Annotated in this window: 11 protein-coding genes; 5 read left to right on the top strand and 6 right to left on the bottom strand. The window is 51.8% G+C overall.

From position 1 onward, the window contains the following. Positions 1–81: 81 nt before the first annotated feature. The 3 genes from rhaD to rhaB form a co-directional block, all read right to left on the bottom strand. A complete protein-coding gene (gene rhaD, locus L2097_RS22680; protein WP_250353725.1) occupies positions 82–912 on the bottom strand; it encodes a rhamnulose-1-phosphate aldolase in 831 nt (276 codons plus the stop codon). A 116-nt stretch (positions 913–1,028) separates the two neighbouring features. Continuing rightward, positions 1,029–2,288 (bottom strand): L-rhamnose isomerase, encoded by a 1,260-nt coding sequence (rhaA, locus tag L2097_RS22675; protein WP_047372380.1) that lies wholly within the window; start codon positions 2,286–2,288, stop codon positions 1,029–1,031. Then, a complete protein-coding gene (gene rhaB, locus L2097_RS22670) occupies positions 2,285–3,754 on the bottom strand; it encodes a rhamnulokinase (protein WP_250353724.1) in 1,470 nt (489 codons plus the stop codon). The genes rhaA and rhaB overlap by 4 nt, the downstream gene beginning before the upstream one ends. Before the next feature lie 477 nt (positions 3,755–4,231). Here rhaB and L2097_RS22665 point away from each other — a divergent pair, with 477 nt between their 5' ends. The 3 genes from L2097_RS22665 to rhaR all read left to right on the top strand — a co-directional run bounded on the left by L2097_RS22665 (position 4,232) and on the right by rhaR (position 6,923). Then, positions 4,232–4,903, top strand: a complete 672-nt coding sequence (locus L2097_RS22665) for an oligogalacturonate-specific porin KdgM family protein (protein WP_250353723.1) — start codon at positions 4,232–4,234, stop codon at positions 4,901–4,903. Positions 4,904–5,161: 258 nt separating this feature from the next. Continuing rightward, entirely contained in the window at positions 5,162–5,995 is an 834-nt protein-coding gene (gene rhaS / locus L2097_RS22660; RefSeq protein ID WP_047372377.1) for an HTH-type transcriptional activator RhaS, read from the top strand. A 79-nt stretch (positions 5,996–6,074) separates the two neighbouring features. After that, positions 6,075–6,923 (top strand): HTH-type transcriptional activator RhaR, encoded by an 849-nt coding sequence (gene rhaR / locus L2097_RS22655; protein ID WP_047372376.1) that lies wholly within the window; start codon positions 6,075–6,077, stop codon positions 6,921–6,923. Between the two features lie 34 nt (positions 6,924–6,957). On the opposite strand, the gene L2097_RS22650 is transcribed toward rhaR, so the two are convergent. Genes L2097_RS22650 through L2097_RS22640 form a run of 3 tightly spaced genes read right to left on the bottom strand, consistent with a single transcriptional unit; the run spans position 6,958 to position 9,743 of the window. Continuing rightward, the gene (locus tag L2097_RS22650; RefSeq protein ID WP_085006112.1) at positions 6,958–8,265 is read right to left on the bottom strand and encodes a TRAP transporter large permease; all 1,308 of its coding nucleotides are present in this window, start codon (positions 8,263–8,265) and stop codon (positions 6,958–6,960) included. Further along, the gene (locus tag L2097_RS22645) at positions 8,262–8,756 is read right to left on the bottom strand and encodes a TRAP transporter small permease (RefSeq protein WP_250353722.1); all 495 of its coding nucleotides are present in this window, start codon (positions 8,754–8,756) and stop codon (positions 8,262–8,264) included. Before L2097_RS22645 ends, L2097_RS22650 begins: the two co-directional genes overlap by 4 nt. A gap of 9 nt (positions 8,757–8,765) precedes the next feature. Then, positions 8,766–9,743, bottom strand: a complete 978-nt coding sequence (locus L2097_RS22640) for a TRAP transporter substrate-binding protein (protein WP_250353721.1) — start codon at positions 9,741–9,743, stop codon at positions 8,766–8,768. Between the two features lie 538 nt (positions 9,744–10,281). Between L2097_RS22640 and sodA the strand changes: the two genes are divergently transcribed. Both sodA and kdgT read left to right on the top strand, forming a co-directional pair. Then, positions 10,282–10,902 carry a superoxide dismutase [Mn] gene (gene sodA, locus L2097_RS22635; protein WP_039077321.1) on the top strand — a complete coding sequence of 207 codons (621 nt, stop codon included), beginning with the start codon at positions 10,282–10,284 and terminating at the stop codon, positions 10,900–10,902. Between the two features lie 257 nt (positions 10,903–11,159). Further along, a complete protein-coding gene (gene kdgT, locus L2097_RS22630) occupies positions 11,160–12,143 on the top strand; it encodes a 2-keto-3-deoxygluconate transporter (RefSeq protein ID WP_047373432.1) in 984 nt (327 codons plus the stop codon). The last annotated feature ends 10 nt before the right edge of the window (positions 12,144–12,153 follow it).

The raw sequence follows: 12,153 nt of genomic DNA, 5'->3' as shown, positions 1-12,153 counted from the left end.
GCGAAATCCTTAGGGAATGGATAATTTGCAGGTAACAGAGTTTCCCTCCTGGTCATCGCCTGGAGGGATTATGTGATGTTCTTATTGGTACAGCTCTAACGCACTGGCCAGCGGGGTGACGCCAAAGCGTTTACCCAGCGCAATCAGTTCTTCACGGGTGATGGTCTGCTTCATACCGCCCATCGAATAGACTTTCACCAGCACTTCTGCGGATTTCTCCGCGGTGTCGATCAGACCGAAGGTTTCATCCAGGGTCGGACCGCTTCCGAAGACACCGTGGAACGGCCAAAGTACCAGCGAATGTTTGTTCATGGCTTCTGCGGTGGCGTGACCGATTTCATCGGTGCCCGGCACCATCCACGGCAGAATGCCGACGCCATCCGGGAAGACCACCAGGCACTCGGTGCTGCCTTCCCACAGTTTGCGGGTGATAAGGCTGGCGTCATTCTCCAGCACATAGGTCAGCGCGATCAGGTTGGTGGCATGGCAGTGCATGATGACACGATCTTTGCCGTCGGTAGCTTTGATGCGTTCACTGTGTGACAGGAAGTGGGCCGGCAGCTCAGACGTTGGCACCGCTTCGTTGGTAAGACCCCAAAGAATGTGGTATCCCGCGCCGTCGCTGTCCACTTTGACCACACCGAGGTTAGCGGCCGGGTCGAGCTGGACGTTACGGAAGAATTTGCCCGAGCCGGTGACGATAAACGCGGTATTCGCCAGTATCGGCATCGGCTGGCTGAGCGCGATATAACGCGGTTCGGCGTGGAAATCAGCTTCGTACGGGGCAATGTCTGCCGCGTCCAGACGCAGGGTCAGGTTGCCGCCGTTGCGTTCATCCCAGCCTTTGAGCCAGGCATCGCTGGTGGCTTTGATCATGCCCTGGGTGAACCAGGCGTTGATAATATTCTGCATAGTCGTTTGGTTCCTGTTATCGCGGTGAGGATTCCCCCTCACCCCGGCCCTCTCCCACGGGGAGAGGGGGTAAAAGTTCCCTCTCCCCGTGGAAGAGGGTTAGGGTGAGGGCGGTCTTACCCGCGTTGACTCAATACCTCTTTCTCATACGCCCGCACGCTCTCCAGCCACTGGCTGCCGGCCGGGGTGTCGTGACGCTGGCAATACATTTCCCACACCGCCTGCCATGGCAGGCATTTCTGCTCTTCCAGCAGCGCCAGACGGGCGGTGTAATCGCCGTCGGCTTCCAGTTGACGCAGTTGTTCTGTCGGCTCCAGCAGGGCGCGCAGCAGGGCTTTTTTCATGTTGCGGGTGCCGATAACCCACGCGGCAATACGGTTGATAGAGGCATCGAAGAAATCCAGGCCGATGTGTACGCGGTCGAACAGGTTGTGGCGCACGATCTCGCTGGCGATGGCCTGGGTTTCATCATCCAGCAGGACCACGTGGTCGCTGTCCCAGCGTACCGGGCGGCTGACGTGCAGCAGCAGACGCGGTACATAGAGCATGGCGGCGGAGATCTTGTCAGAAATGACTTCGGTGGGGTGGAAGTGACCCGCGTCCAGACACAAGGCGGTCTGGCGGCTGGTGGCATACCCCATATAAAACTCGTTTGAGCCGACGGTGTAGCTTTCTGCGCCAATACCGAACAGCTTGCTTTCAACGGCGTCGATGTGATGCGCCTGGTCGAACTTTTCGCTCAGCGCTTCATCCAGCGCCGCCATCAGACGTTTACGCGGTGCCAGGCGGTCAACGGTGACATCTTTCATGCCGTCCGGTACCCAGATGTTCATTACCGATGGCGTGCCCAGTTGTTCGCCGAAGTAAGCGGAGATCCGGCGGCTGGCTTTCACATGATCAATCCAGAACTGACGAATTTCATCGTTCGCATGAGAAAGTGTGAAGCCGTCGGCACTCATCGGGTGTGAGAAACAGGACGGGTTGAAATCCAGACCCAATTTGTTGGCTTTTGCCCACTCAACCCAGTTTTTGAAGTGTTCAGGCTTGATCGCGTCGCGACTGACCGATGGACCCGCTTCGTGGTACATCGCGTGCAGGTTCAGGCGCTTAGGACCAGGGATCAGGCTCAGGGCCTGTTCCAGATCGGCACGCAACTCCTGAGGATTGCGTGCTTTGCCCGGATAGTTGCCGGTTGCCTGAATACCGCCAGTGAGAGCGCCTTCCGGGTTTTCAAACCCGGCGACATCATCGCCCTGCCAGCAGTGCATGGATACTGGTAGTCTGTCGAGCTGGCGCAGGGCCTCTTCGACATCAATGCCTACAGCGGCAAAACGCTGTTTAGCGAGTTCCCAGGCTTGTTCAAGTTGAGTGGTCATGCGCAAAGCTCCTTTGTCTGTCGTTTCTGCTGAAACCGCGCGACGTTACGGGCAATTTCATTGTCAGGATTGGGTGTGAAGGTGGTCAGCGCATAGCTGGTGCTCACCACATCACGGAAGGGATCCACGCCGCTGAGTTCGCCCAGCGTCATGAGTTGTACGCCGATATTGCCCAGCGTAGAGGCTTCGATGGGGCCTGCGATAACGGGCAGTCCACAGGCATCTGCACACAGTTGATTTAAAACGTGGTTCTGGCAGCCGCCGCCGACGATATGGAGTTCAGTGAAAGGTTGACCGCGCAAGGCGGCAAGTTCGCTCAGGACATCGGCATACAGCAGGGCCAGGCTATCGAAAATGCAGCGCGCCAGTTCAGCATCGCTTTGTGGGACCGACTGATTGCTTTCACGGCAGGCGGCCTGGATTTCTTCACCCATGTTTTCCGGGTTAATAAAGCGCTCGTCGTTCGGGTTAATCACGAAACGACAGGAGGGCAGTTCGCAGGTACGGGCAATCAGGGCGGGCAGGTCGCGGATATCGCGCTCTTTCACAACACGCTGCAACAGCCACAGCCCCATAATGTTTTTCAGGACGCGATAGCGGCCTTCCGCGCCACCTTCGTTGGTGATATTGGCGGCCAGCGCATCGCTGCTGGTGTAGGGCGTGGTGCTTTCAAAACCCATCAGCGACCAGGTGCCGGAAGAGAGATAGGCGGCATTGGCGTTTTTCAGCGGCGAAGCGATAACCGCGCTGGCGGTATCGTGGCTGGCTACCGCCACCACAGGAACAGCGGTGCCCTGCGGGTTTTGCCAGTGACCGATAACATTACCCGGATGGGTTGGCGTACCGAACCAGGATGCAGGCACGCCCGCCCAGTTGAGCAGCGTGGCATCCCAGTTGTCGCTATCGATGTTAACCAGTTGTGTGGTGGTCGCGTTGGTGTATTCCCAGTTCAGGTTGCCGGTCAGACGGAAACTGAAATAGTCGGGGATGAGCAATGCATGCTCGGCCCCGGCGACAATCTCCGGCTGTTGCTGCGCCAGCGCGCGTAGCTGGTAGAGGGTATTAAACGGTAAAAACTGGATACCGCTGCGGCCATAAATGTTGGCTTTGCCCAACTGCTCCACTGCCGTGGCCATGATGCCATCCGTGCGATGATCGCGATAGGAAACCGGCAAGCCAACGCGAGCACCCTGTTTGTCGATCAGCACGATATCCACACCCCAGGTGTCGATACCGATGCTGTCAATAGTGACGCCCTGCGTGCAGGTTTTTTCCAGCCCGAGACGAATTTCATCTTCCAGCGCATCAATATCCCAACAGTCAAAACCGTTGTTTTTTTCCAGATAGTTGGGGAAGCGATGAACTTCACGCAGCGTGAGGGTCCGCTGTTCCGTCGCGTAGCGGGCCAGCATTACACGCCCGCTGGAGGCGCCTAAATCAACGGCGACACAATGGCGAAATGTCATGATTAGAGTCCCAAATCAAAGAGTGAAGGACAGTGTATAAATGCCTTTCTCGCGCCACCTTGATGGTAGTGACAGCAAAGACGGCAACATGGCAATCAAATAAAGATGGGCATGATAAAAATCACGGTTGGCGCAATACCTTTTGTCGACACCAGGGTTACAGGGGAAAAAGAAATCAAGGCAAGCAGAAATAATTATTTTTCTGTTGAATGGTTTTATTTGTTAACCCGTTAAAAACAATGAGTTATAAGATTGATGGATTGCTTAATTATTTTTTGTGATGATTTATTAAGTTTTGGTATTTTTATTACTGATGTGTTTTTTATTTTATTTATTACTGTTTTTGATGGCGCTCTCATATTTGTAACTACCTTGATAGAATTATTGAAACAATTTTTCATTTAAATTAGGTTGTTCGCGAAGTCATGGGGATACTTTCCTTTAAAATTTATTTTTTCACTTCAATGGATTGTTTGTATGAGAAAATTGTTATTCTTATTATTACCGTTTGCGGTATCAAGCGCACAGGCAGTGTATGTGGATGTTCGCCATGAATATCTGGATGACAGCAAAGCAAATTACGATCGTGCTTATATTTCGCATCGTTTCGAGAACGGGTTTGGTTTTGCCATTGAGGCAATATCCAAATCCGGTGGCGACGATACCGATAAGCCCTTTAATGACATGGAATCACAGGGAAATGAGTATACGCTAAGCTATCAATATAAATCAGGGGCGGTAGCCTGGCAGCCTGGTTTTGTATTGGAAACGGGGAATGGTTATGCCACCTACAAACCTTATTTGCGCGCGACATGGACATTAAACGATAGCTGGTGGGTGGGTGCACGTTACCGTTTCGAATATATCCGCCGTTCGTCTGACTCGCGGGATGATGATACCGTAAACCGCATGGATGTTTGGGCTGGTTACAAATGGAATAATTTTGACTGGACCGTTGAAGGTATTTATAAGAAAGCTGAGAAATATAACCTTTTCGATAATGGTCGGGATAATTACGAGTTTAATTTTCGCACCGCATACATTATAGACAAATGGACGCCGTACGTAGAGATTGGTAATGTTTCAGTACGTAGTACTTCTGATGAAAGACAAACGCGTTTCCGTATTGGTGTGGGATATAGCTTTTGATGATTGATATTCTCTAAGCGATAAGCCAGGTAGTACTTTTCTTATTGTGGTTATTTGGCCGGCATCATGAAAAAGATGTCGGCTTTTTTTCCTTTGTTTTCTAATGAAAATAGTTATGTGATCGATCTAACATTTTCGATTTATTCTGCGCCCCGTCTTGAAAAAATAGCAGGATTTATATTTTTTGCTGTCAAAAATTCAAGGTGCCATTCATCACCCTTCACTATGCTAGTTCTCACTGATGTGGAGGCAATGAAGATGGCACAATTACATGGCTTTGATTTTTTTACCTCAGGTACGGCGACGGTCGCCATTGAGCCGCGACTGCCGCAGGTAGCCTTCCCTGAACATGACCATGATTTCTATGAAATTGTCCTGGTCGAGCATGGAACCGGCATTCATGTGTTTAACGGTCAGCCTTATACATTGAGCCGTGGCATGATCTGTTTTGTTCGCGATCAAGACCGCCATCTTTATGAACACACGGAAAATTTATGCCTGACGAATGTGCTTTATCGCTCTCCGAAGGGCTTCCAGTTTATTTCCGGTCTGGATAAGTTACTGCCGCAAGAGGAAGACGGGCAGTATGTTTCACACTGGCGTATCAACCAGAGCGTACTGCAACAGGCGCGTCCCATTATTGACCAGATGGCGCAATGCAAGGATGACAATATTCACGCAATTGCCAGCCGCGAAGTGTTGTTTATGCAGCTTCTTGTGCTGTTGCGTCAAAGCTGCCTCGACGATAACTTTGTCGAAAATAATATGCAGATCAATCATTTGATGATGTGGCTTGAAGATAATTTCGCCGACGATGTGAACTGGGAACACCTGGCCGATAAATTCTCGCTTTCTTTGCGAACACTCCATCGGCAGATGAAACAACATACCGGGCTGACGCCGCAACGTTATCTCAATCGCGTACGGTTAATCAAAGCGCGCCATTTGCTACGCCACAGTGACGACAGTATTACTGATATCGCTTTTCGCTGCGGTTTCGGCGACAGTAACCATTTTTCCACGCTTTTTCGCCGCGAGTTTGACTGGTCTCCTCGCGATATTCGTCAGGGGCGCGACACACTTCTGCAGTGACAGTAACGAGAAGGTAATCACCGTATTTTTGCTGCCAATCAGCTAATAATGGCAGGTTGAGCACAGCAGAGGTGAATTTGTGGCAGGGCATTTAATCCTTCGTAAAGCTGATTTTTTTCCGCGGCCTGGACAGGCGGTCACGGTTGCTGACCGCTACCCGCAAAATGTGTTTGCTGAGCATACCCATGAGTTTTGCGAGCTGGTGCTGGTCTGGCGGGGCAACGGTTTACATGTGCTTAATGACCGGCCCTACCGGATCACACGCGGCGATCTTTTTTATATTCGCGCCGAAGATCGTCACTCGTATGCTTCGGTTAACGATCTGGTTTTACAAAACATCATCTACTGCCCCGACAGGTTGTCGCTTAATTTTGACTGGCAGGCGCACATTCCCGGCTGGAATGGGGCGGATTTAACCCCCCACTGGCGAATGGGTAGTTCCGGTATGGCCCAGGTCCGTCAGGTGATTACGCAGCTTGAGCAGGAAAATACCAGGGACGATGCCCTGTCTAACACGATGGCCGAGGTTTTGTTCGCACAACTGGTGCTCACGCTACGGCGGCACCGTTTTGCGGCAGATAATCTGGCGGCGACCCGCAGTGAAGCGCTGTTGGATAAGTTAATTACCACGCTATCTGGCAGCCTGAGTTGCACCTTTACGCTGGAACAATTTTGCGAGCGTGAACAATGCAGCGAACGTACGCTACGTCAGCAATTCCGCGATCAGACCGGGATGACCGTTAACCATTACCTGCGTCAGCTACGCATTTGTCATGCGCAATATTTGTTGCAGCACAGTGAGTTAATGATAGGTGAGATCGCCATGCGCTGTGGATTTGAAGACAGTAACTACTTTTCGGTTGTATTTACCCGTGAAACAGGGATGACCCCAAGCCAGTGGCGACAGCGCGGAAGGCATGCCGCCTGAGCAACCCCCGGATGGCACCGGGGGCGTAACAGCGTTACATCACGCCCAGAAGACGTGGCAAAAATAAGGTCGTTTCTGGAACATAGGTGATAAGGAGTAACATCGCGATGATGGCGATATAAAACGGAACCAGCGGTTTTAATACCTGCTCAACCTTCACCTTTCCGACACTTGCCCCCACGTATAAGCCACTGCCCACCGGTGGAGTGATGGTGCCAAACGCGAGGTTATAAATCATGATGATGCCAAAATGCACCGGGTGAACGCCCAGTTTCAGCATGATCGGTAGCAAAATGGGCGTGAATATCAATATCGCCGGGCCGATATCCATAAAGGCACCGATCACCAGTAAAAACAACGTAATGACCAGCAGAATAACCAACTTACTTTCCGAGATACCCAGAATCAGCTTACTGAGCGCTGCCGGAAGGTCCGTAATGGCCATGGAGAACGACATGGCTGATGAGGTCGCCAGCAGGAACATAATCACCCCGGTCATGACGGTTGTCTGGATGAGGATGTTGGGCAGGTCTGTTATTTTTAGCGTGCGGTAGAGCACCATTGTCAGAAAAAGGGTATACACCACCGCCACGGCCGACGCTTCAATGGCGGTGAAAATGCCAAGGACTATCCCGCCCACGATGATCACAATAAGTAACAGACTTGGCAGCGCCTCTTTGGTGACTCGCCAGGCCATGCCCTTTTCAAGGGCAAACGTGAGCGTGTAATGGCATCGTTTTGCCACGACCCATGTCACCACCATGCAACTGACACCCCACAGTACACCCGCCACCAGGCCGCCGGCGAAGAGTGCAGCGACTGACGTGCCGCCACTGGCCAGCGCATACAAAATAAAGGCGGTGGTAGGGGGAATAAGCATTCCTGTTGGCGCGGAGGCGATATTGACCGCAGACGCGAAACCCCGGTCATAACCCTCTCGTGCGCTCATCGGCACCAGCACACCGCCAATGGATGTGGAGGCGGCGATGGCGGAGCCAGAAATGGCGCCAAACATCATGTTGCCTGCAATGTTGGTATAAGACAGCGCGCCGGGCAGCTTACCGGTAAATAATTTCGCAAAGTTCACCAGACGAATCGCGATCCCTCCGCTGTTCATGATGACCCCCGCCAGCACAAAGAATGGCACTGCCAGCAGTGCAAAACTGTCCAGGCTGGAGAACATTTTTTGCGCCGTGGCAAACATCGCAATATCAAAAGGCAGCACCAGCATCATGGTGCTGCAGGATGCAATGACAATACACAAGCCAATGGGTGCGCCCATCGCCAGCAGGATAACAAAGACGCCAATCATCAAACTGGCGGCGTACAGTGGTTCAATCATGCGGATTCCGTCCCTGAAAGTGCTTTCATATTGCGCAGGCTGTCCATGATGTTCAGCACGCTGTAGATAATGATGAGGATGCCACCCAGCGGCAGGGCGTAGTAGACGTGGCCCATTGATATGTTCAGGGCAGGGGAGTATTGCGCCATTGAAATGGACGATATTTGTAGCCCACCGATAATCAACGCGTAGAGTGCAAAAAGACCAAAACATATTTGCAGTACCAGCGTCCAGAGCGTGCGCAGCAGAGGGGATACCTTATCAAGGAATAGCGTCAGGCAGATGTGATGCTGTTTTCCCGAGACATAAGCCATACCCAGCATGGAGAGCCAGACCAGCGCAAAGCGCAGTAATTCTTCGGTGAATGTGCTGGGGGTACCGAGAACATAACGGCTGATAACTTGCCAGCACACGGTAATGACCATCATTGCCAGCATCAGACAAGTAAGCACTTCCAGTATTTTATCGAGTAACTTTCTTATTTTATTCATGATAAATCCTTATTTTGCCGCCTGAATACGTTGGTACAGCGCATACAGTACGGGTTTCTCCTTCAGGCTTTCATAGATGGGTTGTACGGCGTCCTGAAAGGGCTTTTTATCAACATCGTTAAATTCAACGTTGAAGTCTTTTACAGCCTGCAGGCGGGTTTTTTCGATCTCGGCATCCCAGGCCGCTTTTTCAAAATCGATTGAGGCCTTAATTGCGTCTTTTACAATCGCCAGTTGTTCAGGGGTGAGCTTTTTGAGGGCCTGCTGGCTCATGACCAGAATGTCTGGAATACGGGTGTGCATGTCGTAGGTGTAAAAGCGGGCGACTTCGCCATGCCGGGCGATGGTAAGCGCGAACTCATTGTTTTCCGCGCCGTCGAGAATGCCTTGCTGCAGCGAGGTGTAGACTTCGGCCTGACCCATTGCGATGGGCGAGGCGCCAAGTAATTTCATGGTATTGATGGCCGTTACGCTTTGCATGACGCGGATTTTTTTCCCTTTCAGGTCCGCCACACCGTTAACAGGTCCTTTGGTCATATAAAAATTACGGGCGCCTGAGTCATACCAACCCACACCGATAAAGCCTCGCTCAGCCGTGGATTGATATACCCCATCCATCACCTGCGGGTTATCCATGACCTTGTAATATTCTTCTTTGCTGGCAAAGAGATACGGCAGCGAGAAGACGCCATAGAGAGGCGAAAAGCTTTCCATCAAGCCGGAAGATACTTTCGTGATATCCACCACGCCAACCTGCGTCAGTTCCACCAGCTCACGTTCACCGCCTAACTGCCCGTCCGGAAAATAGATGACCTGAACGTCGCCGTGGGTGTTTTTTTCGATTTCGTCCCCTAAAAAGCGCAGCGCATCTTTTACGGGCTGGCTATTTTCCGCGTAGGCGAGACGAAGCATCGTTTTCGCCGGGGCGGCGAAAGGCAAGATAAAAAGGCATAAAAAGAGTGCCCGGACTATCCGTCGTTTTGTCATATAAACCTCTCCATGAGTGAATTTGCTGCTGAAATTACTGTGCTCAAAGAGAGGAGACCTTTGAAGTTTTGCCAGGAAATACGCAAACGCGGCAAAAAACAAAGGCCAGGCAATCGGGAATTCACAAAACCTTTAAACCAGGAATTTATAAAGGAAGGTTCTTGAGTGAAAGCAGGGGGAAGTGCGATGAAGTGTCTTCCATGACCGCAAAGGGCAAAGACCACGGGACACCTGGTGATGGTTGTTCAACTTACTGATATCCAGGCTGTGCCAGCCCATGATCCTCCCTCTTTGATACTCCACCGTTTTAATGACGGCCTGTTAACTAGCCACTCCATTTGTGTGTAGCGTTTAGCGATCTTTTTTTCGTCTGTCGCTGCGCTATTCCTCTTGTCGGCACGGGTTCATAACAGAATGTTATAACCATATTAAAACTACGGCATTGATAAACATTTTCAATATCATTTAACTAACTATAATGAACCAACTGATTACGCGGCGTTAACATACCTGCCGCCCGACAATAATGGAGATTAGTATGAGCTATACACTGCCATCCCTGCCTTACGCGTACGATGCACTTGAACCTCATTTCGACAAGCAGACGATGGAAATCCATCACACTAAACACCACCAGACATATGTAAACAATGCGAATGCAGCGCTGGAAAGCCTGCCTGAATTCGCCAGTCTGTCTGCTGAAGAGCTGATCACCAAACTGGACCAACTGCCGGCTGACAAAAAAACCGTTCTGCGTAACAACGCGGGTGGTCACGCTAACCACAGCTTCTTCTGGAAAGGCCTGAAAAAAGGCACCACCCTGCAGGGTGACCTCAAAGCGGCTATCGAGCGTGACTTTGGTTCCGTTGATAACTTTAAAGCTGAATTCGAAAAAGCAGCAGCAACCCGCTTCGGCTCTGGCTGGGCATGGCTGGTGCTGAAAGGCGACAAACTGGCTGTCGTCTCTACCGCTAACCAGGATTCCCCGCTGATGGGTGAAGCGATTTCTGGCGCGTCTGGCTTCCCGATCGTGGGTCTGGACGTGTGGGAACACGCGTACTACCTGAAATTCCAGAACCGCCGCCCGGACTACATCAAAGAGTTCTGGAACGTAGTGAACTGGGATGAAGCTGCGGCACGTTTCGCTGCGAAGAAATAATTTTCGCTAAATAGCCCGTTCTTACAGGCAAACCAGACCCCTGCTGACATCGCCAGCGGGGGTTTTTTTATGGCTTCTGATCAGCTACTGAAATCAAAAGAAACGCATATCCAATAAAAATGAAATATTGTTTTGAATTTGCATGGGAGATCACTTTTCTGAGTGTGACGACGTTCTAACATTTTGCCATCAGCGCTGGAAACGCCCGCCTATAGGGTGAGATGGCGCGCAAAACTCACTGTTTTACAGGTGGCGATATGCAAATCAAACGTGCAATAGAAAAAATCCCCGGTGGGATGATGTTGGTTCCTCTGTTTCTTGGGGCGCTGTGCCATACGTTTTCGCCTGGGGCCGGGAAATATTTTGGTTCCTTCACCAATGGCATGATTACCGGTACCGTGCCGATTCTGGCGGTGTGGTTTTTCTGTATGGGCGCATCGATTAAGCTCAGCGCGACCGGGACGGTATTGCGTAAATCTGGCACGCTGGTGGTGACTAAAATTGCGGTGGCCTGGGTGGTTGCGGCGGTAGCATCCCGCTTGATTCCGGCTCACGGTGTGGAAGCCGGTTTCTTTGCCGGGCTGTCGACGCTGGCGCTGGTGGCCTCTATGGATATGACGAACGGCGGCCTTTATGCCTCGATCATGCAGCAATATGGCACCAAAGAAGAGGCTGGGGCATTTGTGTTAATGTCGCTTGAATCCGGCCCGCTGATGACGATGGTGATTCTGGGGACGGCGGGTATCGCCTCTTTTGAACCGCACGTATTTGTCGGCGCGGTGCTGCCCTTCCTGATTGGTTTTGGGTTGGGCAACCTGGATCCGGAGCTACGTGAATTCTTCACCCGAGCGGTGCAGACGCTGATTCCGTTTTTTGCCTTTGCGCTGGGGAACACTATCGATCTCAGCGTTATCGCGCAGACCGGATTGCTCGGTATCCTGCTGGGGCTGGCGGTGATTGTGATTACCGGCATCCCGTTGATTATTGCTGATAAAGTACTGGGCGGTGGGGATGGTACCGCCGGGCTTGCTGCCTCGAGTTCCGCCGGTGCGGCGGTGGCGACACCGGTGCTGATTGCCGAGATGGTACCGGAGTTTAAAGCGATGGCGCCCGCCGCGACCGCGCTGGTGGCGACATCGGTGATTGTGACCTCTATTCTGGTGCCGATTTTGACCTCTCTCTGGTCACGCAAAGTGAAAGGAAATGCCGTGGTTGCGGATTTGCGCGGTGCGGTGAAATAACGCCGTGGTT

This window comes from Citrobacter sp. MNAZ 1397, from assembly GCF_023613995.1.
Lineage (GTDB): Bacteria > Pseudomonadota > Gammaproteobacteria > Enterobacterales > Enterobacteriaceae > Phytobacter > Phytobacter ursingii.
This window is presented reverse-complemented; position numbering and strand designations above follow the sequence as displayed.

Bases quoted from the DNA above. Each gene is read 5' to 3' on its own strand.
- rhaD (WP_250353725.1), bottom strand. From the start codon at position 912: ATGCAGAATATTATCAACGCCTGGTTCACCCAGGGCATGATCAAAGCC.
- rhaA (WP_047372380.1), bottom strand. From the start codon at position 2,288: ATGACCACTCAACTTGAACAAGCCTGGGAACTCGCTAAACAGCGTTTT.
- rhaB (WP_250353724.1), bottom strand. From the start codon at position 3,754: ATGACATTTCGCCATTGTGTCGCCGTTGATTTAGGCGCCTCCAGCGGG.
- L2097_RS22665 (WP_250353723.1), top strand. From the start codon at position 4,232: ATGAGAAAATTGTTATTCTTATTATTACCGTTTGCGGTATCAAGCGCA.
- rhaS (WP_047372377.1), top strand. From the start codon at position 5,162: ATGGCACAATTACATGGCTTTGATTTTTTTACCTCAGGTACGGCGACG.
- L2097_RS22650 (WP_085006112.1), bottom strand. From the start codon at position 8,265: ATGATTGAACCACTGTACGCCGCCAGTTTGATGATTGGCGTCTTTGTT.
- L2097_RS22645 (WP_250353722.1), bottom strand. From the start codon at position 8,756: ATGAATAAAATAAGAAAGTTACTCGATAAAATACTGGAAGTGCTTACT.
- L2097_RS22640 (WP_250353721.1), bottom strand. From the start codon at position 9,743: ATGACAAAACGACGGATAGTCCGGGCACTCTTTTTATGCCTTTTTATC.
- sodA (WP_039077321.1), top strand. From the start codon at position 10,282: ATGAGCTATACACTGCCATCCCTGCCTTACGCGTACGATGCACTTGAA.
- kdgT (WP_047373432.1), top strand. From the start codon at position 11,160: ATGCAAATCAAACGTGCAATAGAAAAAATCCCCGGTGGGATGATGTTG.